Source organism: Vagococcus proximus, from assembly GCF_029143285.1.
Classification (GTDB): domain Bacteria; phylum Bacillota; class Bacilli; order Lactobacillales; family Vagococcaceae; genus Vagococcus_D; species Vagococcus_D proximus.
The window spans coordinates 82250-106105 of sequence record NZ_JAPDSH010000001.1 but is presented as its reverse complement, the minus strand read 5'-3'; the positions used below and the strand labels follow the sequence as shown (position 1 = coordinate 106105).

Sequence of the window (23856 nt, the reverse complement as noted above, 5' to 3'; positions counted from 1 at the left end):
TTAGTAAGGATAAACCTTTTATTTTAATAGTTTCACAATCTTTTCAACCCTATTTATAATAAAAAACAAACACATACTGGTAAGCAGTACATGTTTGTTAGTTTAACGTTTATTTTTTACAAACAAAGAACCAACGTGTTGAATTTTCTGAAGGTTTTTCATCTGTGAAATCTGCATAAATTTCGATATTAGTAAAGTTGGCACTCTCTAACATTCTATAGTAATTATCAAGCGAGTACGTTCTCTCTTGATGAAGTTCATCATGACGAATAAATTTCTCATCTTCAGGATTTTCTTTAACAAAGAACGTTAAATTATGTTCGATACTATGGTCTTTTTCACCCTGATAGCTATCCCATAGGAATGCAAAATCATCCGTTTGATAATGGTAACTGTATTCTGGGAATACTTCATCAACTTGGAAAATAGAATGAACATCAAACATAAAGGTGCCGCCTTCTTCAAGAGCTTGATAAACTGAATCAAACACTTGCTGAACGGATTCTTGGTCTGGCATGTAGCAGAGTGAATCAGAATAACACGTAATCGCTTCATATGTCCCCAACTCTGATAAATCCATCATGTCGCCTTGAACAAATTGAACCTCAACGCCTTCTTCTTCCGCACGTTCACTAGCAATTGATAACATTTCTTCTGAAAGATCGACTGCAATTACTTCATAACCGTCTCGAGAAAAATCACAAGCAAGAGCACCTGTCCCACAAGCTAATTCTAAAATACGTTTTGTATCCGTTGGTAAGTGTCTTTTCGTGAAGTTTAACCATTCTGTATAAAGAAATGGGTCCATTACCTCATCATAGACTAAAGCGAATGTCTTATATAACAATCTAGTCCACCATACCTGTTACGTCGACCATTGGTGCATCTGACCATAATTTTTCTAAATTGTAGAAGCTACGTTCTTCTCCGTGGAAGACGTGTAATACGATATCGCCTAAATCTGCTAATACCCATTTACCTGAATCTTTCCCTTCAATACGTCCTACTTCAATCCCTTGTTCACGTGCCGCATTAGCTACTGAATCAACGATAGCCCCAACTTGTTTTTCGCTGTTACCGTGACAAATAACAAAGTAATCCGCTAATAATGAGATACCTTGTACGTCCAATGCGATAATTTCCTCGCCTCGTTTGTCGTCTATTGCTTTTACTACTACTTCTAATAACTGTTTGCTTTCTATGATAATTCCCTCCTATTATTTAACAACCCAATGGTTATATGTTTCTAATGTTTTTGGATAAATCAGCGCTTCTTGTTTTACCAAATATAGCAATGTTTGTTTTGTTTCAAAAGCGACTGCTTCATCTAAATTTGATAATGCGATTTTTCTTGCCTCAGCAACAACCGGAAAGTCTCGGCCACGTTCAACATAATCTGCTACGTAGATGATTTTAGCTAACAAGCTCATTTCCTTTGCGCCTGTTGTATGGCATCTAATGGCATCTAAAATATCCTCGTCCGTAATGCCAAGCTCATCTCTCACAAGTTCTGCACCTGCAACACCATGCCAGATAGCATTGCCATATGAAATTAATTCATCCGACAAATGACTGTCTTTTATCACTTGAATCATCTCATCGTCTGGGCGCTCTTTAGCATAATCATGAGTCAAAGCAGCGATGCTGACTTTTTCAGGATTTCCTTGGTACAACTCACACAATTCTAGTGCCATTTCTTCTACTCTTAATACATGAGTAAAACGTTTCGCACTCATTTGTGACGACACTTTTCCAAGCAATACGTCTCGTGTATGCGGACTAAACTCTTCGCTATAAATCAGTTCAGTATTAGCCATATTGATACAACCCCTTCTTATCTATATAGTCTATCACATTTTTAGGTAAGAGGTAATCTACTGTGCTTCCAGTCGAGATCTTCTCTCGAATATAAGATGAACTAATATCCATCATCGGCACCTCTACCCACTTAACAGGATAGTCTGATGTTAAAGGGTAACCCGGGCGATTAACACCTACAAGTTGTACTATTTTTATAAGGTCATCTATACGATGCCATTTTGGTAAATAGTCAACCATATCGCCACCAATGATGAAATAATAGTCTTTTTCTGGATGTTGGGACGTCAATTCTGCCATTGTGTCATAGGTGTAACTTTTACCTTGACGTTCAATTTCAATTGTCTCAATTTCCATAGAAGAACTATCTTCTACTAATGCTAGCTTTAACATCTCAATCCTATGGGAGGCTGAGATCGTTTTTTTGGGGTCAACATGCGGTGATTCAAACGATGGCATGAGATAAATCTTATCTAACTTTAGCTGATGATACACTTGGCTTGCTACAATTAGATGAGCGTAATGTACCGGATTAAAATTACCACCTAATATCCCAACACGTTCTTTTTTTTGTGTTTTTCCAGCCAAACTCCCTCAACACTCCTTTAAAATTAAATTTTACGAACAGCGATTGAGATTTTTTGAAATTTCTCTTTTGATGATGGTTTAAATACCACTAAGACACGTCCAATAATTTGAACAACATCACAGTTGATAGCTTGTGTTAACGCTTCAGCTACGTCATCTGCAACCTCATCTGTATTTTGTAATAAACTGATTTTAATTAATTCACGACGTTCTAATGTTTCTTCGATTTGGTCGATAACTGATTCTGTTAACCCACCTTTACCGATTTGAATGATTGGGTTTAAATGATGTGCTTCGCTTCTTAAAAAGCGTTTTTGTTTTCCTCTTAATTCCATTGTATATAGCCTCTTTTCTAATGATCTCTCAAGTGAGTCAACTCTTAAATTAATGCTTTACGACGTAATACATCTACGCCTCTTGGTGCCCAGCCAGCCACAACACATGGTGATGTAATTGTAATCCAACCTAGACCCGCAAAGACAATATCTGTATTTTCTTTAACTGAAAATTCAAATCGAACAAGTTCTGGGAAGTCCCCTACCTCGTCAGCTTGAGGTGGTGTTAATAACCCACCTGCATGTTTTTTGTAAAATTCATCTGCTTTTTCAGTCTTAGTACGGTGAATATCCACATCATTAGAAACATACGTTATAAATGATGTTTTGTCACCTTGAATATAATCAAAACGAGCTAGTCCACCTAAGAATAATGTTTGTCCCGCATTTAATTGATAAACTTTAGGTTTAATTTCTTTAGTTGGCGCTACGATTCTTAAGTCTTTTTTCCCTAAGTAATGAGCCATTTGGAATTTATGAATAATTCCTGGTGTGTCGATTAAGTTTTTACCATCTTCTAAAGGAATTTCAATTTTATCTAATGTCGTTCCTGGGAATTGCGACGTTGTAATTAACTCTTGAACACCTGCTGTTGATTTAATTATCGCATTAATTAATGTTGATTTTCCAACATTCGTTACCCCTACGACATACACATCGCGGCCTTTACGGTATTTTTCAATCGTTTTTAGCAAATCTTCCATCTCAGCTGGTTTTTTAGCACTTGTAAGCATCACTTCTTCAGGACGTAGACCTGCTTCATGAGCACGTTCACGCATCCATTGTGTTAATTTACCACGTTTAAGTGATTTCGGTAAGATATCCACCTTGTTCCCTACTAAAAGAACGGGATTATTTCCGATAAAACGATGAAGACCTGGAATTAAACTCCCATTAAAATCAAAAATATCAACCACATTGACGATTAAAGCATCTTCTTGTCCGATTCCATTTAATAATCTTAAGAAATCATCATCAGTTAACTCAACATCTTGAATGTCGTTATAATGACGCAATCTAAAACAACGTTGGCAATACACATCGCCAGATTCTAGTCCTTTTTGTAAAGCCGAATTAGGTGTATAACCTAAACCTTCTTTATTTTCTGTTTGAATTTCTGATCCGCATCCTATACAACGAATTTCTTCTTCCATTATGATAAATCACCTCTCCATTTCATATCAGAGTTATTTTTCTTTAAATGTGTCATAATCATTTTTTCCATGGCACGATTAGGTTTCGTATTCCACGCATCAGATGACACGATAGGTTTTACTAAGATTGAACGAATCCCCGCACTATTAGAGGCTTTTATATCCGTCATCAACTGATCTCCTACCATTACAATATTTTCTTTTGGTAAGTTTAATTTTTTAGCCGCCTCGTTCATCCCTTTTGTAAAGGGTTTAAGCGCGCGCGCTACATAATCTAAACCTAAATGAGAAATCGCACGCTCGACACGTTCTGCTTTATTGTTAGAAACAACAATAACAGGAATTCCTGCCGCTTTCATACTTTCAATCCAATTTAATAATTCTTCCGTACCATCTGGATTGTTCCATGCGATTAACGTATTATCTAAATCCGTCAAAACAGCTTTAATATCATGCTTCGCTAATTCTTCCGGCGTTAGTTGATAGATTGCTTCTAGCATCCATGTTGGTTTGTAATTTAAAAACATAGTAGCTCCTTTCAAGCTGTTCAGTTTACTTATCTTAATGTTTCATCTGAACTTAAAAAACAGGCGTACTAGACAGTACCCCTATTATCCTTACTATTATAACTTATTTTGAGGTTTATTTCATCCTATTTAAAAGAGAATGCAAAAAAAGAATAAGATATTAACCACACCTTACTCTTTTTTGACCTATTATCTTTATCTGAATTAGTTACTATTTCGTTCTTCCCAATACACGGCATGCTTATCTTGCCAATATTTTTTATCTTCTGCTGTTACCTTTCGTAATACTCGGCATGGATTGCCCACTGCAATACTATTTTCCGGTATATCTTTTGTAACAACAGAACCCGAACCAATAACCACATTATCTCCAATTGTCACTCCAGGATTTAATATAGTATTGCCACCAATCCAGACATTATTTCCTATTTTTATTTCAGAGCCAAACTCTAATCCCGAATTTCTAATGTCAGTATCTAAAGGATGCCCCGCCGTGAATAAACTCACTCTTGGTGCAAACATCACATTATCTCCAATAATTATATTAGCTACATCTAGCATGATACAGTCAAAATTCGCATAAAAATTTTCACCTATTGATATATTTTTCCCATAATCACATCTAAATGGCGGTTCAATGTAAAATTCTGAACCTGTTTTTTTTAACAACTGTTTTAATAATTCTGTTCTATCTTCTAATTCAGTTTCTTTTGTTTGATTAAATAAACGTGTTAAACGACGACAAGCAAAAAAATCCTCACGTAATTCTTGGTCGTCCGCCATATACATGTCCCCTGCTAACATTTTCTCTTTTTCTGTTCTTATCCTCATACTTATTCTCCTCATACTCTAAATATATCTTATTAGTTACCGCTTCCATTATATCTTACTTTGTTATTTTATGTTTTTCAATCCACAAATTATTGTTATTTTATAAAAAAGGTGTCTTCATTTTAAAATTATATATTATTCACAAATAATTCACATTTAACGTATATTATATATACATACCAAGAAACAACCCTAACAAACTTTTTCATTATTTACTCCTCCAAAGTAAATAATAAAATCTCCTTGCCGTCTGAGTAAACTCAGGCGGCTATTTTTTTGTTCATTTAACTGTTAATCAAAAAAACATCGACATATGTCGATGTTTTTTTATGATTTATTATGATAACCAAATAATGGACTCATTGCAATATTCTTATAAATACGATTAACAGCATCCCCCATCAACCTTGAGCATGTAATAATTTCTAGATTCGGTAAATCAACTGTTTCAGGTAGTTTAATAGAGTCAGTTACACTAATTTGTTTAAATGGTGCCTTAGCTAATATAGACGCTGCATCTCCATTAAATAAACCATGAGACGCACATGCATAAATATCTTTTGCTCCAGCTGCTTTTAAAACATCTGCTGCTACGGCTAATGTATGACCTGTATTAATAATATCATCCACAACGATGCATGTTTTGTTTTCGACATTACCAATCACATAACTCTCTCTTTCACTCTCATCATTTGAACATTGATCCACTATGGCAAGTGACGCATCTAAATATTTCGCTAGAACACGAGCTCTACCCACTCCACTATTTTTCGGTGATACAACTACAATATTCTCTCCCATTAAATCTTTTGCAAGATAATGTTCCTCGAATAAAGGCATTGTAAATAAATTATCAACTGGGATATCAAAAAATCCTTGCAATTGAACCGTATGTAAATCCAAAGTCAAGAGACGTGTCGCTCCCGCCTTTTCAATTAAATCTGCAACAAGTTTTGCTGTAATTGGTTCTCTTGGTTTAGCTGTTCTATCCTGTCTTGCATAACCGAAATATGGCATAACAATATTAATTGTTTTTGCACTTGCTCGTTTTAGAGCATCGATCATGATTAAAAGCTCTAATAAATTATCATTTACTGGATAACTTGTTCCTTGAACGATATAAACTTCATCACCACGAACACTTTCCTCGATATTAATTTGAAGCTCACCATCGCTAAATTGCTTAACACTACATTTTCCTAATGGTACTCCTACTACTGATGCAATTTTTTCTGCTAATTCTTGGTTTGAACTTAAACTAAAAAGTTTTAATTGTGATCCCAGTTCTGACTGTGTCATAACATCCTCCAATATAATTTTTATGAGTACATCGCTGCACACTATCTTCTATATTCTATCAGATTTCACAGTGTTTTTCATATAAAATCACTCATTTACTCATTTTTTTAAACCGACGTTCTATTTATGCTTTATTTTGCATTTTTATACATAAGATACTTGTTTTTGTGAATATTTAATGATAATATACATTTTATAACTTAACAGAAGGAGCGCTATTATGAAAATCAACCGTATCTCTTTACCACTTTTACTCTTTACTATCCTTAGCTTTTTATTCATTACTCCAAATATTTATGCATCTGAAGGAACAACTTTAGAACGTATTAAAGAACAAGGAACCTTAACTATCGGCCTGAGTGCTGACTATCCTCCCTATGAATTCCATGCCACAGTAAATGGAAAAGATACTGTGGTAGGTGCTGATGTTTCTATGGGAGAAAAAATTGCCCAGGACCTTGGTGTTAAACTTAAAATTGAGGAACTTGGTTTTGATGCCTTACTCGGCTCACTACAAACAGGAAAAGTAGACCTCATCATTTCAGGCATGGCTCCCACTCCTGAACGGGAAAAAGAGGTGGCCTTTTCTAATCCCTACTTACAACTCGATCAAAAAATAATTATTAAAAAAGAAGACCAAGACAAATTTAAAACAACGGCTGATTTTTCTCAGTCTAAAGTTGGCGCACAGAAACAATCGACTCAAGAAGAATTAGCACGAAAAGAACTAACTGGTGCCCAAATCATCTCTCTTCAAAAAGTAACTGACATGATTATGACCCTACAAAATAAAAAAGTAGATGCTATTGTTTTAGAAGGTCCTGTGGCCGAAGCTTATGTGTCGCAAAATAGCGAATTATCACTTGCTGATGTAAAATTTAAAGAGGGCGATTCAGAACTTGCAATCGCACTGAAAAAAGAACAACCTGAACTTTTAACTGCAGTAAATAAAAGTATTAAACAAATCGATGAGCAAGACCTAATGCCGTCATATAAAGAAGCTGCTGCTAAACTTATGTTAGCTGACGATACTAGCTTTTTTGAAAAATATGGTGGTAATTTTGCTAAAGGAACTTTCTACACTATTTTCTTAGCGTTAGTCGGAGTATTAAGTGGTGCAGTGTTAGGAACAATCTTGGCTTTTATGAAACTTTCTAAAACAAAATTAATCAAAACATTCGCCGTTATCTATATTGAATATGTTCGTGGTACACCCCTACTTGTTCAAATTTTTCTAGTGTATTTCGGTACAACCTCATTAGGTCTCGATGTTAATGCCTTAACTGCTGGCTGTATCGCTCTTGCTTTAAATAGTGCTGCTTATGTCGCTGAAATTATCAGAGCGGGGATTAATGCTGTGGATAAAGGTCAACTAGAAGCTGCTCGTTCTCTTGGTATGACTGAATATGAGGGTATGAAATTAATTGTCCTCCCTCAAGCTATTAAGAATATTCTCCCTGCTTTAGCCAATGAATTTGTCACAGTCATCAAAGAGTCTTCTGTGGTCTCAGTCATTGGGGTTTCCGATTTAATGTTCCAAGCAGGAGTCGTCCAAGGAGCTAGCTTTAAACCTTTCTTACCGATCGTCATTGTTTCTATTATTTACTTTATTTTAACGTTTAGTTTATCTCGTTTAATTGGTGTTGCTGAAAGGAGAATGGAAAATTAATGATTACTATAAAAGACTTACATAAAGATTTTGGTTCTAATCACGTCTTAACAGGTATCGATTTAACTATTAATGAAGGAGAGGTTGTTGTCATTATCGGCCCTTCTGGAAGTGGTAAAAGTACCCTCCTTCGTTGTCTAAACTTACTAGAAGAACCTACTTCAGGCTCTGTTGAATTTGAAGGGCAAGAATTGACGTCTAAAAAAACAGATATTAATCAACTTAGACAAAAAATGGGAATGGTATTTCAAAACTTTAACTTATTCCCTCATAAAACGGTCTTAGAAAACCTAACACTTAGCCCCACTAAAGTAAAAAAAGAAGCGTTAGATGTTACGGAAAAAAATAGTCGGCATTTACTGGCAAAAGTCGGCCTTGCTGACAAAGAATCAGCTTACCCAAATCAACTTTCCGGAGGTCAAAAACAACGTGTGGCCATTGCAAGAGCTCTTGCAATGGCACCCGATGTCATGTTATTTGATGAACCCACCTCTGCTCTTGATCCTGAAATGGTTGGTGAAGTATTACAAGTTATGAAAGACCTAGCTAAAGACGGTATGACGATGGTTATTGTGACCCATGAAATGGGCTTTGCAAAAGAAGTAGCTGATCGTGTTATTTTTATGGCTGATGGCATTATTCAAGAAGAAGGTCATCCCAATGCTATTTTTGATGCCCCTCAAAACCCTAGAACTCAAGATTTTTTAAGTAAAGTTCTATAACTAAACATTTTATAACCGCCTACGCTTTCTTAAAAATAAGAAAGCGGGCGGTTGTTTTATTTTAATCATTCTTTTATTTTTATACGAATTATTTGAATATTGCCTTTAAACTATCTATAATAGTAAAGAATATGACAATACTAATTTGAGGTGTATATTATGAAATGGCGCGGACAAAGACAAAGTAACAACGTAGAAGACCGAACGGGCAATCGTTCTGGTGGTATGGGTGGATTTCCTACTGGCAATATGGCTCGTGGTGGCGGTGTTGGAACACTTGTCCTTATTGCAATGATGTTATTATTTGGTGGCGGTGGTGGTCTTTCTTCTATATTAAATACAGTACCTAACCCAGCACCAGCTAGAAGCACTCAACAAGATTCACAGCAAACTAAAGATCGTAAAGAATTTATCTCCGTCGTTTTTGGTCATTTAGAAGATTTTTGGGAAGATGAATTTAGACGTGAAGGCATGCCTTATGAACAACCTAAAATGGTGCTTTACTCAGGTCGTGTTCAAACTGCTTGTGGATCAGCTGATTCATCAGTTGGACCATTTTACTGTCCAGGAGATAGGAAAGTTTATTTAGACTTATCATTTAACGATGAGCTGGCTAATAAATTTAAAGCAAAAGGTGATTTTGCTATGGCTTATGTCGTGGCTCATGAAGTAGGACATCACGTTCAAGAACAATTAGGAATCTCAGACCAGATGAATCGTTTAAGACGTCAACTTTCAACAAAAGAATATAATAAGTACCAAGTTCGTATGGAACTCCAAGCCGATTATTATGCTGGTGTTTGGACACGTTACATTAATGATAAAACATATAACGGCCAACCTATTCTAGAAATTGGTGATATTGAAGAAGCCTTAACTGCCGCAAACAGTATCGGTGATGATACTCTTCAGAAGAAATTCCAAGGATTCGTTGTCCCTGATAGCTTCACTCATGGCACATCTAAACAACGTAAAAACTGGTTCTACCGTGGTTATGAATACGGTGATTTCCAACATGGTGACACATTTAGTGCGACTAATTTAGATTTAGACTAAAACAAAAAGACTTAGCCAAAACGGCTAAGTCTTTTTTATTCGCCTCTATTAATAAGAGTTAGGCCTTTTAAAAAGTTACGCGCAAATTTATCTCCGCACATTTGATAATTACGATGACCTTCTTTTCTTAAGATAGCACTTAACTCACTATTAGAAATACGGACGCCTGCTTCATCTAAAATATCTAACATATCATCACTTGTTAATTTTAAGGCAATTTTTAATTTTTTAAGCATTTCGTTATTTGCATTTTGATGCGTTAACGTGTACTTAATTGGCTTCTCAACTTCACCAGGTTTTAGAGGTCTCTTCCCTCTTTTGTACGTGATAAACCCATTGAAAAATGATTCTAATGTACGATTATTACATTTTTCTTGATAGATGTTTTCATCAAACTCATTTTCTGTTATTTCATCTTTAGGTAAACGTGTTAAAAGTGCTTTAACTTCCTCTTTTGTTAAATCAATTCCACCTAATTTAAAAATTTCTACCATTTCAACATCTTTTAAATCTAACGCATAGCGCAGACGCAACAATTTATCATTATTATTCATTGATTTGTATCCTTTCTTTCCTAGCAGTTTCTCTCGTTATTATATAACGTTACGAAAAAGATTGCACCCTTTATTGTATGACACCTCTCCTCTCATTAGAAACCTCCCTTTTTGAATGTTTTTGAAAGGTTTGACCGTTTTTGATTGTTACGGATTAAAAATAATGCTAAACTTAATATGAAATGAGGTGACGTTATGCTAACAGATGAGCGTCAACAACTAATTTTAGACGCACTCGAAACTAATAAAATTGTAAAATCTAAAGATTTAATGCTTGAACTAGAAGCTTCTGAATCCACTATTAGACGTGATTTACAAGAACTTGAAGCACAAGGTCTTTTAAAACGTGTTCACGGTGGAGCAAAACGACTTGCAAAAGTAACCGACGAACCTGATATGGCTGAAAAAGCAACAGCTAATCTTGATGCAAAAAAACAAGTCGCACGTTACGCTGCTTCACTCGTTCATGAAGGTGATATTATTTATCTTGATGCAGGAACTGCCACTTATGAAATGATTCCACTCCTTACCCATTTAAAAGATGTAACCGTTGTTACAAATTCGGTTTATCATGCTTCACTTTTGATTCAATCAGGTATCCCCACTTTAATTATCGGTGGAACCATCAAACTGAAAACTCGTGCGACAGTAGATAATTTCAGTTTACAACACGTTGCAAGCTTACACTTTGATAAAGCCTTTATGGGGATTAACAGTATCCATCCTGAAGCGGGTTTTACAACCCCTGACCCTAATGAAGCGTTAATGAAAACCGCTGCTATTAATCAGAGTGAACGATTTTACTTTTTAGCAGATGAAACAAAATTCAATCAAGTTTCTTTTGCTAAAGTCGCAGAATTAGATCAAGGAACGGTCTTAACCACTATTCTGCCCGATAACATCAAAGAAATTTATCAACCGTTACTATCAATCCAGGAGGTCAATTAATATGATTTACACTGTTACACTTAACCCATCTATCGACTATGTTGTTAGACTTGATACTTTAAAAACCGGATCCGTTAACCGTTCGGAGAACCAAGATAAATACCCAGGGGGAAAAGGTATTAATGTGTCACGTATTTTAAAACGCCTAGATGTTGATTCTACTGCACTAGGATTTATTGGCGGTTTCACTGGTGGCTTCATTGAAGAGGCACTAACTGAAGAAAAAATCACCACTCGTTTTACACCTGTTAAAACCGATACACGTATTAACGTTAAATTAAAAGCTGACCAAGAAACCGAAATAAATGGGCAAGGTCCTGATTTAACTGAACAAAACATTTCAGAGCTGAAACAAGAATTATCTTCTCTTACATCAGATGATTTAGTCGTCCTTGCAGGAAGTATACCTGGGGCACTTCCTTCTGATTTTTATCAAGAACTAATTGCTCTTATTACTAAACAAGGGGCTGAATTCATTATTGACACGACAGGTGACGCCTTACTTGAATCACTCGAACATCAGCCGTTACTTATCAAGCCCAATCATCATGAGCTTGGTGAAATGTTTGATACCACTCTTGTCACAATCGAAGATATCGTCCCTTATGGGCAAGAATTACTAAAACGTGGGGCTAAAAACGTTATTGTTTCAATGGGAAAAGATGGTGCTCTACTTATTACACCTGACTTAACTGTCTTCGCTCCCCCTATTAAAGGCGATTTAAAAAACTCTGTTGGGGCTGGGGATTCAATGGTTGCTGGTTTTATTAGCCAACTCAACCGTGCCAATGCTCAATCAGAATTAGAAGACGCCTTTAGATACGGGGTCGCATCTGGAAGTGCTACAGCCTTCTCTGATGATTTAGCTACTAAAGATAAAATTGTTAACTTATTACCGCAAGTCACTTTAAAAATACTAAACTAAAAAGGAGTCTCACATGAATATTATCGAGTTATTAAACCCAAACGTGATGATTTTAGATTTAAAAAGCACGGATAAATTAGCGGCTATTACAGAAATGGTCGATAAATTAGCCGAAGAAAATTGCATCTCTGATAAAGAAGTATTTAAACAAGGTATTATCGCTCGTGAAGAGCAAACAACTACTGGTTTAGGCGATGGAATCGCCATGCCACATGCTAAAAATAAAGCGGTTGTAACCCCTACTGTCTTATTCGCTAAAAGCGAAGAAGGCTTAGATTACGAAGCATTAGACGGCCAACCGACACACTTATTCTTCATGATTGCCGCTCCAGAAGGCGCAAATGATACTCACTTACAAGCACTTGCTAGCCTATCTCGTTTATTAATCAAACCAGAATTTGTAGCAAGTCTTAAAACAGTTGAAACATCAGACGACGTTATTCGTTTATTTAAAGAAGCAACAACAGAACCAGAAGCTCCAACTAAGGAAATGGTTCCTACAGACAACTCACAACCTTTTGTTGTTGCTGTTACAGCTTGTCCAACAGGTATTGCCCATACTTACATGGCAGAAGATGCTTTGAAAAATAAAGCAGCAGAAATGGGAATTTCAATCAAAGTTGAAACTAACGGGTCAGACGGTGTTAAAAATCGTTTAACATCAGAAGATATCGAACGTGCAACAGCTGTTATCGTTGCAGCTGATAAACAAGTTGAAATGGCTCGTTTTGACGGTAAACCTTTATTAAATCGTCCTGTAAGTGATGGCATTAGAAAAACAGAAGAGTTATTAGTAAAAGCTAGTCAAGCTGATGCCCCTATCTATCATGGGGATAACTCAGCATCATCTTCTGACGACAGTGCTGAACAATCAAAAGGGACAGTCGGTAGCCGTATCTACAAACACTTAATGAATGGTGTTAGTAACATGTTACCTTTCGTTATTGGGGGTGGTATTGTTATCGCTCTAGCCTTCATGCTTGACCAAGCAATGGGCGTTCCTCAAGATCAATTAAAAAATCTTGGATCATACAATGCTTTCCCTGGTTATTTAAAATCAATTGGAGATGCAGCATTTGGCTTTATGCTTCCAATATTAGCTGGATTTATTGCCTCAAGTATTGCCGATAGACCTGGTCTTGTAGCAGGTTTTGTTGCTGGTGCTCTGGCTGCTTCTGGAGGTGCAGGTTTCTTAGGTGCCTTAATTGGAGGTTTCCTTGCCGGTTATGTGATGTTAGGTCTTAAAAAATTATTTGCTAACTTACCAAAATCATTAGCTGGTATTAGAACTATCTTGTTCTATCCTTTCTTCGGTGTTCTTGTAACAGGATTACTGATGTTACTTGTGAATATCCCAATGAAAGCTGTCAATGTTGGTCTAAATGATTTCTTAAATAACTTATCTGGCGTTAATGCCGCCCTACTTGGTGCTTTATTAGCTGGTATGATGGCAATTGACTTAGGTGGCCCAGTGAATAAAGCAGCCTATGTCTTCGGTACAGGAACACTTGCCGCTTCAGTTGTGTCAGGTGGTAGTACTGTCATGGCTGCTGTTATGGCTGGTGGAATGGTTCCGCCTTTGGCTATTTTCTTCTCAACGTTATTATTTAAAAATAAATACTCTCAAAAAGACCAACAAGCTGGTCTAACTAACTTAGTAATGGGTGCCTCATTCATTACAGAAGGTGCTATTCCATTTGCCGCACAAGACCCTCTTCGTACATTACCAGGTTTTGTAGTCGGTTCAGCTATTACAGGTTCTCTTGTTAGTAGCTTAAGAATTAAATTAATGGCGCCACATGGTGGTATCTTTGTAATCTTATTAGTTAACAAGCCATTCTTATACATCGGCTTTATCTTACTAGGTTCTCTTATTAGTGCTGTGATTGTCGGCCTAATGCGTAAACCAGTCAATAATTAATCTTAATGACTTCCTTATAAGGAAGTCATTTTTTGTATGCATCCCTTTCATGAAAATAAAGCATACGAAACATCATTTTTCATGAAAAAAGTCTTATTCTTTCGGCTACCCTTATCTATAGAAATAGCTTTAACCCTTTGTTATAATCGATATCTAGTTTCAAAAGAAAGGCAGATGACTATACATGATTGAAGAACGTTACAGAGAGCTTAAAGCCGCTGAAAAAGGAGCGGTCATTAGTATTCTTGCTTATATCTTAATCGCTGTATTAAAATTAACAGTCGGCGTCTGGGCTGATTCTTCTGCCTTACGTGCTGACGGTTTAAATAACTTCACTGATATTATCGCCTCACTAGCAGTCTTGATTGGATTAAGACTGGCAAGACGCCCTGCAGACGATAATCACCGATATGGACACTGGAAAGTTGAAACTGTGGCCAGTATGGTGACCTCTTTTATTATGGTCGTTGTAGGTGGACAAGTCTTAATTAGTTCCATTAAAGCTTTTTTAAATCACACGACAACTTCTCCAGACCCTATTGCCGCTTATGTCGGTGTCTTTTCAGCCGCTCTAATGCTAGGTGTCTACCTTTATAATCGTAACCTTGCTAAGAGAGTCAATAGTCAAGCCCTTCTTGCAGCTGCAAAAGATAATTTATCGGATGCCTATACCAGTATCGGTACTGCCATTGCAATCTTAGCAGCTAGCTTTAATTGGCACTGGCTAGATAATGGCGCTGCTCTTGTAGTTGGACTTATTATTATTAAAACAGGTCTAGAGGTCTTTTCAGAGAGTGCCTTCTCATTATCTGACGGATTTTCTGAAGAAGAAATCGAAACCTACCGTAAAGATATTTTAGCTATTCCCGGTATTATTGATGTAGCAGATATCCGCGGCCGTACTTATGGAGCCAATATCTTTTTAGATGTGGTCGTTTTAATGGACGGTGACATGACAGTAGAAGAAAGTCATGATATTACCGAACAAATTGAAATCATGTTAAGTATTAAATATAAAGTATTCGATACTGATGTTCATGTTGAACCCTACAAAGAAGAGTTAGACAATTAATTTTGTCTCCACTCTTCTTTTTTTACGTTATAATAAAGAAGACTACTATTTAAGAAAAGGAGATTCTTATGAAATTAGCTATTATTGGTGGTGGAATTGTTGGCTCAAGCGCTGCTTTTTATGCTAGCCAACACCCTGAAGATGACGTGACATTATTCGATGACGAAACTGGGCAAGCTACCCGTGCTGCAGCTGGGATTATCTCTCCCTGGTTATCACAACGCCGTAATAAAAATTGGTATAATTTAGCCAAATCAGGTGCCGCTCTATACCCAAGCATGATAAACGAACTTAGTAAGGTCACAGAAACGACCTGTTACCGTCAAGTAGGCACACTTCTATTCAAAAAAAATCAAGCCTTATTAGACAAACTAATTAATCTTGCAACAGAGCGTAAACAAGAAGCTCCTGAAATCGGAGATATCGCCTTACTTTCTCCTGAACAAATCAAAGAAAAGATGCCACTTTTAACACCTCACTCCTCAGCATTATTTGTTTCAGGTGGTGCACGTGTTGATGGTCGCTTATTAATTGAGCAATTGCAAGCTGGTTTTATTGCTCAAAATGGTACACTTATTAAACAACGTATCACATCACTCACACCATGTGATAACGGGTATCGTTTAAATCTAACTGATGGCTCCACACAAACATTTGATAAAGTAATCGTTGCAACAGGCGCTTGGCTACCTGAATTGATTGGCCCTTTAGGATTTGAAGTTGATGTCAGAGGGCAAAAAGGACAATTAGCACACTTCCAAACGAAACAAAACACAACTAATTGGCCAGTGGTCATGCCTCAAGGTGAAAGTGATATTATTCCTTTTGATAATGGCTCGCTTTTAATTGGTGCTACTCACGAAAATGACCAAAACTATGATTTAACGGTTGATAATCAGGTTGTAGCAGAGATGGTCGAAAGTATTTATCCACTAGCCCCTTCTATTGAAAATGAAACGATCTCGGAAGTTCGTGTCGGCACACGTGCCTATACGTCTGACTTTTTACCTTTCTTTGGTGAAATTCCAGAATTACCAGGTCTACTTGTAGCAAGTGGTTTAGGTTCATCTGGTCTAACAACGGGTCCTATTATTGCCAAAACGCTTATTGACTGGTTATATGGGGAAGTAAGTGTCCTTCAGCCTGAAAACTATACAACATCCCCTTACATTTTCAAAAAATAAATAAGACAATCGCTATAAAACAAGGTATACTAATAAAATAAATGACACAAAATTATGGAGGTTTTTTACAATGAGTATTAAACTAAAGAAAAATGACAAATTAGAAAAGCGTTTTGAAGATTTCGGTTTTGCTGATCCTTACGCTGATGAAATGAAAAAACGCGCTGAAGAAGCACAAGCTGAAGCTGACAAATTCTTAAAAAAAGAAGAAGCAGTAAAAAAAGAAGACAACTAATATGCTATCCTCTAAAGTCTATTTAGAGGATTTTTTATTAGGCTCATTTCAAGCCTTTGCTTATTTCCCTCACTCTTAGTATAATAATAGTGTTTTGTCAGAACTGACACTGAGTATAGAAATGGAGAGTATCACATGACTACTAATTTTTGGGCAGAATTACCTAAGCCTTTTTTTGTATTAGCACCAATGGAAGATGTAACTGATGTTGTTTTTAGACACGTTATCAAAGAAGCAGGCGCACCAGACGTCTTTTTTACAGAGTTTACTAACTCTGATAGTTACTGCCACCCTGATGGCATTGAAAGTGTCCGCGGACGTTTAGTTTTTACCGAAGACGAACACCCTATGGTCGCACACATCTGGGGAGATAAACCAGAATTTTTTGAAAAAATGAGTATCGATTTAGCTAAGATGGGCTTTAAAGGAATTGATATTAATATGGGGTGTCCTGTTCCTAATGTTGCAGGTCGTGGTAAAGGTAGCGGACTAATCCAACGTCCTGAGGTTGCTGCTGAGTTAATCCAAGCAGCCAAAGCAGGTGGTCTGCCTGTTAGTGTGAAAACACGTTTAGGATTTGATTCATTAGATGAAATGGAACCTTGGTTAACTCATGTTTTAAAACAAGATATTGCTAACCTTTCCATACACCTACGTACACGAAAAGAGATGAGTAAAGTGGATGCCCATTGGGATTTAATCCCCGACGTAATGGCACTTCGTGATAAACACGCACCACATACATTAATTACGATTAATGGTGATATCGCTGACCGTACTCAAGGTTTAGAACTTGCAGAAACATATGGGGTAGACGGTATTATGATTGGCCGTGGTATTTTTAGAAATCCATACGCTTTTGAAAGAAATCCAACTCAACATAGTGCTAGAGAATTACTAGGTCTTCTTGAAATGCAACTTGATTTACAAGACCACTATTCTGAATTAATTCCACGCAACATTGTAGGTTTGCACCGTTTCTTTAAGATTTACGTCAAAGGTTTCCCTGGAGCCAGTGATTTACGTGTCAAATTAATGACAACAAAATCAACAGATGAGGTTAGACAAATTTTAGCCGACTTCTATAAAGGTCCCGCACCTCAAGACACATTAGAAGATTAAACTAAAAAAACCTGTCAGCAAAAGTGCTGACAGGTTTTTTATTCAGAAATCATTTTTAATATTTCTGATTTATCATGGATGTAGGCTGTATCATTTTCAAACTCATAATTAGAATCCATCATAATTTTATTAGAATAATCTACATCGATAATTTTTTCAATCTTACCTGGATTTTTACTCATAATAGCCACTTTTGTACCTAAAGCCAAAGCTTCATCAATATCATGGGTAATCAGTAAAATCGTTTGATTGTTTTTTTGCCACATCTCACGTAAAAAATCTTGCATTTTCACACGTGTAATCGCATCTAACGCACTAAATGGTTCATCCATTAAGATAATTTCTGGTTGATTAGCTAAAGCTCTTGCTAAAGATACACGCTGCTTCATCCCTCCAGATAGTTCATATGGATGATGATCAGCAAAATCAGTTAACCCAACTTCATTTAAGTAATACGTACTTAACTTAGCACACTCTTCCTTTGATACTTTTCGAACTTTAGGCCCGTATTCAATATTTTTTCTTACTGTTAACCACGGATAAAGTGTTGGCGACTGAAATACAACCCCTCGTCTCCAATCTGCTTGGGAAATCTCTTCTTCTTTCATAAACACTTTTCCTTGGCTAGGCTGGATATATCCCGCTATAATTTTCAGCAACGTACTTTTCCCACACCCAGATGGACCAACTAAACAAACAAATTCACCCTGCTCAATTTCTAAACTAACCTCTTCAATCGCTGGAACTTTCGATTGTTTGCCGTCATAAAAAACGCTCACGTTATCGACTGATATAATCGCTTCTTTTGTGTTTGACATCTCTTATATCACCTCTTATTTCTCTAGCGATTTTTCAACGAATGATGACTCAATAAAATCATTAATTTCTTCCATCGTAGGTACTTCCGAGATAGATCCTTGTTCTTTCAAGAAGTTAGCTGTATCCATAAAAACTTGATGGAAGTTTCCTGGTTTATCACTTGTTCCCAAGAAATCTGCTGAAATTTGTTTCTCACTTGATAACCAAGTAGTAGCTTTCATTTGTTTTAACGCCTCTTCCGGTGTTATTTCTAACGGTTTAGCTGCTGCTTCTGCTGCTTTTTCTGGTGATTTTTCATAATATGAAACAGCTTTATTTAAAACTTTGATATAATCGCTAACCAAATCTGGGTATTTTTTAGCAAAGTCTTCACGAACTAAATCAATATTCGCTGTTAGATACCCCTTATCTGCTAATTCTTTACTATCTGTTAGGACTTTACCAGTTTCTTTAATCGCACTTAACGTCGGCTCCCATGTATACGCTCCGTCGATATCACCACGTTCCCAAGCTGCTACGATTTCACTTGTTTGCATATCAAGTAGTTTAACATCGGCTTTTATACCTGCCTCAGTCAAGGCATTTAATAAGCTATAATGAGAGGTTGAACTGAACGGTGTGGCAATTTTTTTTCCTTTTAAATCCTTAACTTCCTTTGCTTTAGAATCTTTCGGTACAACTAAAGCCTCGTTTGAACCTAAAATCTCGTGTAACCAAATTAATTTAACTGGAATATCTGTCGACAATGCAACCACTGCATTGGTGTATCCCATTTCTGCAAAATCAATACTTCCTGAAGCGAATGCTTGATTTGCCGCTACACCTGAATCAAAAAACATAAAATTCGTTTTAATTCCTTTGTCTTCAAAATATTCTTTAAAATAATCTTCTGAAATCGCAACTTGTTTATCATTCGGTACACGGATAATACCAATATTGACTTCTTTAGGTAACGCATCCTTACCAGCTTCTTCTTTACCACCACAACTTGCAAGTATACCTGCTGTCGCTAACACTCCTAATGACATCACGACTCTTTTAAATATTTTCTTCATCTATTCTTTCCCCTTCCAGAACACGACTTTTTCTTCCAATTTACGAACACCGATATCTAGTAACACACCAGTAATTCCTAATAATATAATCCCTACAAACATTACGTCACTCTTTAAATAACGAGAAGCATCAATAACCATCCAACCTACACCTGATGTAGCAGCGACCATTTCCGCTGAAACAAGTGTTGTATAAGCTACACCAATCGCTGTTCTTAATCCTGTAAAAATCTCAGGTAAACAAGCTGGTAATACTATTGTTTTGAAAACTTCTTTTTTAGAAGCTCCTAATGATTGAGCACTTAATATCAAATCTGGATTAATATTGGAAACCGCAGACACACACGCTAAATAAATAGGTGCGAACGCTGCTAAGAATAACAGCATTACCTTTGAAGACTCATCTATCCCTAACCATAAAATAAGTAACGTGTAATACGCTAATGGTGGTAAAGGGCGGTAAAATTGAACAATCGAGTCCACAATCGCACGAAATGGTTTAAAGAACCCACTCATTAAACCTAATGGTATCGCTGTAATAAGTGCTAAAAATGAAGATAAAGCTAGTCTGTACAAACTAATTCCTAAATGAGACCAAAAAGAGACACCATTATATCCTTCTTTAACAATTTTAAAAAACGTTTTAACAACTTGAACTGGTGAGGGTACCAAGCGAGAAGCTACCAATCCACTTTCTGTCGCAATAAACCAGATACCCAAAATAACAAACCATGTTATCCATGTATATGACTTATAAGATTTTTCTTTTTGTTCTTTCATAGTCACCCAACTTTTCTATTGATTTATGACAAGAAAAGAGGTTAGGATTGACCCAACCTCTTTCATGTCAATTTCTTCTATCATATAAGAAATTTTATTTTATAACAAATCGAAACGATAGTCTGTCATAATTGGTTGACGGCCTTTAACTACGTCATTATAGTATTCGTACATGCTTATTCCTAAGAATGACCCCATTAAGTTATGAACATTCTCAAAGCCTAACATACCTAATGCTTTAACCATATTGTAACTACGTTGACTTGATAAACAGTGAACGTATACTGGACGATCTTTTGGAATTTCTGATAAGCGATCACGGAATTGGCTAAATGGAATATTCACTGCATTATTTAAATGACCAGCAGCATATTCTCTTTCTTCACGAGCATCAATGATAAAGGCATCGCTTTCTACTAATTCTCTCACTTTAGTTACAGGTACTTGTTTGAAATCACCATTTAAAACGTTTAAGCCAACTAAAGCAGCCATATTTACCACATCTTTAGCTGTTCCAAACATTGGAGAATATGATAATTCTAACTCTTTAAGATCTTCTAAATTACCGTTCATTGTAATCATAGTTGCAATAACATCGATACGTTTATCCACATTACCTTTACCCATTGCTTGCGCTCCTAGAATTTGACCTGAAGGATCAGCAAAGATTAGTTTGAAGAATAATGGGTTAGCATCTGGCATCAACCCAACACGATCTTTTGGAATAACATACGCTGTTTGATAAGCAATTCCTTCACGTTGGCAATCTTTTTCATTTAAACCTGTTGAAGCGGCGTTCATCTCGAAACATTGAATAACTGATGAACCAATAACACCTGTATTACGGTACGTTCTACCATACATGTGATCAGCTGCAGCACGCGCTTGACGTTGCGCAGGGCCTGCTAATGTTAAACGAGTTGGTTTTTGAGTTTGTTTATGTGTTACTTCAATTGCATCACCTACTGCGTACACATTAGGAGCTGATGTTAAGTAATGATGATTTACTTTAATACCACCAGTTACACCAATTTCTAAACCTGCTTCACGAGCTAATTTAGTTTCAGGTGTTACACCGATTGCCATAATCACAGCACCCGCTTTTACTTCTTTACCTGATGATAAAATAACTTTATCTTCTGTAATTTCAGATACAGCGTCTTCTAAAATTAAGTTGATGTCATTATCAATCATTTCTTTATGTAAAATTTGAGCCATATCATAATCGAATGGTGCCATAACTTGATTAGCTGCTTCGATTAATGCTACATTTTTCTTAGCTAAGTGTAAGTTTTCTGCGACTTCTACCCCAATAAATCCACCACCAACAACAACAATATCTTCTACATTATTTGTATCGATATAACGTTTGATGCTATCAATATCTGGTACATTACGAACTGAGAAGACATGCTCTTTATCAATTCCTTTAATACTTGCTGGTAAAATTGGGTTAGCCCCTGGAGATAAAACAAGTTCATCATATTTTTCAGTCTTTTCTTCACCGGTTGTTAAATCCTTTACTACGATTGATTTCTCATCGGGTTGAATTGACATTACTTCGCTGTTTACACGCGCAATAATATTGTATTGTTTACGGAAAACCTCTGGTGACATCAGGACTAAGTTTTCAGCTTCTTCTACAATTCCACTTAAATGGAAAGGTAATGCACAGTTAGAAAATGAAACGAAAGGTCCTTTTTCAAACATAATAATTTCTGCTGACTCATCCAATCTACGTGCTCTTGCTGCTGCTGAAGCTCCACCTGCGACACCGCCGACGATTAAAATACGTTTACTCATTTATAATTCCTCCTAAAATTTAGTTGATCTATATAATTATTACACTGACTACCTACTGTTATTATTACTTATTTTTTCTTGGTCCAGGGATCATTGACATCTTCCCTGCAAACACTTTTAAGCTTACCATACCACCAATACACATCGCAATTAGGAAGATCCAGCCTGAAATTGAGAATGTACTCATTGAAGAATACAGAGCCCCAGCGTTACAACCTTTAGCAAAGCGAGCACCAAATCCCATCATTAAGCCACCTATTGCATAGTACAAAGCATCTTTTGCTGTCATTTTAAATTTGAATGAAAAACGACCTGCTAATAAGAAAGCTACTAAAGCTCCAGCCACAATTCCTAGATTTCGGATAGTCCCACCATCCATTAACATCCCACCATCTACACCCGCAACTATTTTTTCTAAACCTGGTGATGTGAAGTTAAGACCTAAAGGTTGTAATAAGAATACGGCCAGTTTTGAAAAAGCGCTTGTTACACCCCAAGGTTTACCTGTTGTTAGTAAGATAAAACTACAAATCGCCGCAATCCAAACCGCTGCCATTTTAAAACTTAAACGTTCAACAAAGAATTTATGGTACGTTGCATAACTCCAAAAACCATCTTTATCAGTTGCTTCTAATGGTTTTTCAAACTCTTCCCAATCCCCTAGAGGATCAGCATACGTTCCTTCAAGTTTACGTTTTTTCTCATAATTGACAGTTATAGCGTAAAGAACGAAGACCCCAATCATCGATACAACGAACGCACCAATATAGCCGAAGTAATCTGGTAAGTACGCTTGAACACCAATTTTACCAAGAGCTGATTGATCCACACTGTAACGTGCCAGCTCGCCTGGTATAGATCCTAAGATAAAGAAGATAAATGCTAATAATGCTCTACCTTCTCCTTCACCCATATCTGTTAATGTCCCAGATGCACACCCTCCAGCAAAAATCATTCCCATACCGAAGATGATGCCACCAAGAACTGTTGCAATATTAGTAAAATGAACATTTTGAGTACCTGGAATAATAGTTTGACCTTCTAATGCGCTAAATGCTGCAACTGCTCCATTTTGAGCTGCAAACCACTGAACACCTAAAAATACAATCATTGTTAGTGTTAACATAATTAGAAGTGCTTTCGTTAAACTGCCTTCACCTCTAACATAAATCCGTTTAATCCCACCAGCAAAACCAAAGCGGGCTTTTGTTAAAACAACACCTAAAGCAACACCTGATAAAAGTTGAATGGGTAAAACTGCTTTTAAAGAGTTTAAATAAAAACCAAATCCTACTAATAAAGCAATAACAATCAGAGCTCCAACTAATTGTTGCTTATTAATTTTTTTCCCTTCCATAACATCTCTCTCCTTTGTGATATAATTCACTTTCTATACTTTTATTATAAGACCAGATGTGTTGTTTTTGAAATACCAACTT

The 23856-nt window shown here is 36.4% G+C and carries 25 protein-coding genes; 10 read left to right on the top strand and 15 right to left on the bottom strand.

Features of this window, described 5'->3' with window-relative positions; translation table 11 throughout:
- Positions 1–109: 109 nt before the first annotated feature.
- The 9 genes from OL233_RS00550 to OL233_RS00510 all read right to left on the bottom strand — a co-directional run bounded on the left by OL233_RS00550 (position 110) and on the right by OL233_RS00510 (position 6552).
- The gene (locus tag OL233_RS00550; RefSeq protein ID WP_275470432.1) at positions 110–847 is read right to left on the bottom strand and encodes a class I SAM-dependent DNA methyltransferase; all 738 of its coding nucleotides are present in this window, start codon (positions 845–847) and stop codon (positions 110–112) included.
- Between the two features lies 1 nt (position 848).
- The gene (gene rsfS, locus OL233_RS00545) at positions 849–1202 is read right to left on the bottom strand and encodes a ribosome silencing factor (protein WP_437184394.1); all 354 of its coding nucleotides are present in this window, start codon (positions 1200–1202) and stop codon (positions 849–851) included.
- A gap of 15 nt (positions 1203–1217) precedes the next feature.
- Positions 1218–1817, bottom strand: coding sequence for a bis(5'-nucleosyl)-tetraphosphatase (symmetrical) YqeK (gene yqeK / locus OL233_RS00540; RefSeq protein WP_275470431.1), 600 nt, complete (start codon positions 1815–1817; stop codon positions 1218–1220).
- Positions 1810–2406 (bottom strand): nicotinate-nucleotide adenylyltransferase, encoded by a 597-nt coding sequence (locus OL233_RS00535; protein ID WP_275470430.1) that lies wholly within the window; start codon positions 2404–2406, stop codon positions 1810–1812. Before OL233_RS00535 ends, yqeK begins: the two co-directional genes overlap by 8 nt.
- 23 nt (positions 2407–2429) lie before the next feature.
- On the bottom strand, positions 2430–2741 hold the full coding sequence (gene yhbY, locus OL233_RS00530; protein ID WP_275470429.1) for a ribosome assembly RNA-binding protein YhbY: 312 nt from the start codon (positions 2739–2741) through the stop codon (positions 2430–2432).
- Positions 2742–2785: 44 nt separating this feature from the next.
- On the bottom strand, positions 2786–3895 hold the full coding sequence (gene yqeH / locus OL233_RS00525) for a ribosome biogenesis GTPase YqeH (RefSeq protein WP_275470428.1): 1110 nt from the start codon (positions 3893–3895) through the stop codon (positions 2786–2788).
- Complete coding sequence (locus OL233_RS00520) at positions 3895–4422, bottom strand: YqeG family HAD IIIA-type phosphatase (RefSeq protein ID WP_275470427.1); 528 nt, start codon at positions 4420–4422, stop codon at positions 3895–3897. Before OL233_RS00520 ends, yqeH begins: the two co-directional genes overlap by 1 nt.
- 204 nt (positions 4423–4626) lie before the next feature.
- The gene (locus tag OL233_RS00515) at positions 4627–5247 is read right to left on the bottom strand and encodes a sugar O-acetyltransferase (protein ID WP_275470819.1); all 621 of its coding nucleotides are present in this window, start codon (positions 5245–5247) and stop codon (positions 4627–4629) included.
- 333 nt (positions 5248–5580) lie between these two features.
- The gene (locus tag OL233_RS00510) at positions 5581–6552 is read right to left on the bottom strand and encodes a ribose-phosphate diphosphokinase (protein WP_275470426.1); all 972 of its coding nucleotides are present in this window, start codon (positions 6550–6552) and stop codon (positions 5581–5583) included.
- A gap of 220 nt (positions 6553–6772) precedes the next feature.
- Between OL233_RS00510 and OL233_RS00505 the strand changes: the two genes are divergently transcribed.
- The 3 genes from OL233_RS00505 to ypfJ all read left to right on the top strand — a co-directional run bounded on the left by OL233_RS00505 (position 6773) and on the right by ypfJ (position 9999).
- Positions 6773–8221 carry an ABC transporter substrate-binding protein/permease gene (locus OL233_RS00505; protein WP_275470425.1) on the top strand — a complete coding sequence of 483 codons (1449 nt, stop codon included), beginning with the start codon at positions 6773–6775 and terminating at the stop codon, positions 8219–8221.
- Positions 8221–8943: an amino acid ABC transporter ATP-binding protein gene (locus OL233_RS00500; protein WP_275470424.1), complete on the top strand. Its 723-nt coding sequence runs from the start codon at positions 8221–8223 to the stop codon at positions 8941–8943. Before OL233_RS00505 ends, OL233_RS00500 begins: the two co-directional genes overlap by 1 nt.
- A gap of 159 nt (positions 8944–9102) precedes the next feature.
- Positions 9103–9999: a KPN_02809 family neutral zinc metallopeptidase gene (ypfJ, locus tag OL233_RS00495; protein WP_275470423.1), complete on the top strand. Its 897-nt coding sequence runs from the start codon at positions 9103–9105 to the stop codon at positions 9997–9999.
- A gap of 35 nt (positions 10000–10034) precedes the next feature.
- Here ypfJ and OL233_RS00490 read toward each other — a convergent pair whose 3' ends face one another.
- Positions 10035–10553, bottom strand: coding sequence for a YehS family protein (locus OL233_RS00490; RefSeq protein WP_126831061.1), 519 nt, complete (start codon positions 10551–10553; stop codon positions 10035–10037).
- A 195-nt stretch (positions 10554–10748) separates the two neighbouring features.
- Here OL233_RS00490 and OL233_RS00485 point away from each other — a divergent pair, with 195 nt between their 5' ends.
- The 7 genes from OL233_RS00485 to OL233_RS00455 all read left to right on the top strand — a co-directional run bounded on the left by OL233_RS00485 (position 10749) and on the right by OL233_RS00455 (position 17960).
- Positions 10749–11501, top strand: coding sequence for a DeoR/GlpR family DNA-binding transcription regulator (locus OL233_RS00485; RefSeq protein ID WP_275470422.1), 753 nt, complete (start codon positions 10749–10751; stop codon positions 11499–11501).
- A gap of 1 nt (position 11502) precedes the next feature.
- The gene (gene pfkB, locus OL233_RS00480) at positions 11503–12426 is read left to right on the top strand and encodes a 1-phosphofructokinase (RefSeq protein ID WP_275470421.1); all 924 of its coding nucleotides are present in this window, start codon (positions 11503–11505) and stop codon (positions 12424–12426) included.
- 13 nt (positions 12427–12439) lie between these two features.
- Positions 12440–14347: a PTS fructose transporter subunit IIABC gene (locus tag OL233_RS00475; RefSeq protein WP_275470420.1), complete on the top strand. Its 1908-nt coding sequence runs from the start codon at positions 12440–12442 to the stop codon at positions 14345–14347.
- A 184-nt stretch (positions 14348–14531) separates the two neighbouring features.
- Complete coding sequence (locus OL233_RS00470) at positions 14532–15419, top strand: cation diffusion facilitator family transporter (protein ID WP_275470419.1); 888 nt, start codon at positions 14532–14534, stop codon at positions 15417–15419.
- 68 nt (positions 15420–15487) lie between these two features.
- Positions 15488–16603: an NAD(P)/FAD-dependent oxidoreductase gene (locus tag OL233_RS00465; RefSeq protein ID WP_275470418.1), complete on the top strand. Its 1116-nt coding sequence runs from the start codon at positions 15488–15490 to the stop codon at positions 16601–16603.
- Positions 16604–16673: 70 nt separating this feature from the next.
- Complete coding sequence (locus OL233_RS00460; protein WP_275470417.1) at positions 16674–16838, top strand: hypothetical protein; 165 nt, start codon at positions 16674–16676, stop codon at positions 16836–16838.
- Positions 16839–16973: 135 nt separating this feature from the next.
- Positions 16974–17960, top strand: coding sequence for a tRNA dihydrouridine synthase (locus tag OL233_RS00455; protein ID WP_275470416.1), 987 nt, complete (start codon positions 16974–16976; stop codon positions 17958–17960).
- A gap of 38 nt (positions 17961–17998) precedes the next feature.
- On the opposite strand, the gene OL233_RS00450 is transcribed toward OL233_RS00455, so the two are convergent.
- From OL233_RS00450 to OL233_RS00430, 5 genes are all read right to left on the bottom strand, one after another.
- Entirely contained in the window at positions 17999–18778 is a 780-nt protein-coding gene (locus tag OL233_RS00450; protein ID WP_275470415.1) for an ABC transporter ATP-binding protein, read from the bottom strand.
- Between the two features lie 15 nt (positions 18779–18793).
- Complete coding sequence (locus OL233_RS00445) at positions 18794–19834, bottom strand: taurine ABC transporter substrate-binding protein (RefSeq protein WP_275470414.1); 1041 nt, start codon at positions 19832–19834, stop codon at positions 18794–18796.
- Positions 19835–20614 (bottom strand): ABC transporter permease, encoded by a 780-nt coding sequence (locus tag OL233_RS00440; protein ID WP_275470413.1) that lies wholly within the window; start codon positions 20612–20614, stop codon positions 19835–19837.
- 99 nt (positions 20615–20713) lie between these two features.
- Positions 20714–22417, bottom strand: a complete 1704-nt coding sequence (locus OL233_RS00435) for an FAD-dependent oxidoreductase (RefSeq protein WP_275470412.1) — start codon at positions 22415–22417, stop codon at positions 20714–20716.
- A 64-nt stretch (positions 22418–22481) separates the two neighbouring features.
- Entirely contained in the window at positions 22482–23774 is a 1293-nt protein-coding gene (locus tag OL233_RS00430; RefSeq protein WP_275470411.1) for a YeeE/YedE family protein, read from the bottom strand.
- Positions 23775–23856: the final 82 nt, after the last annotated feature.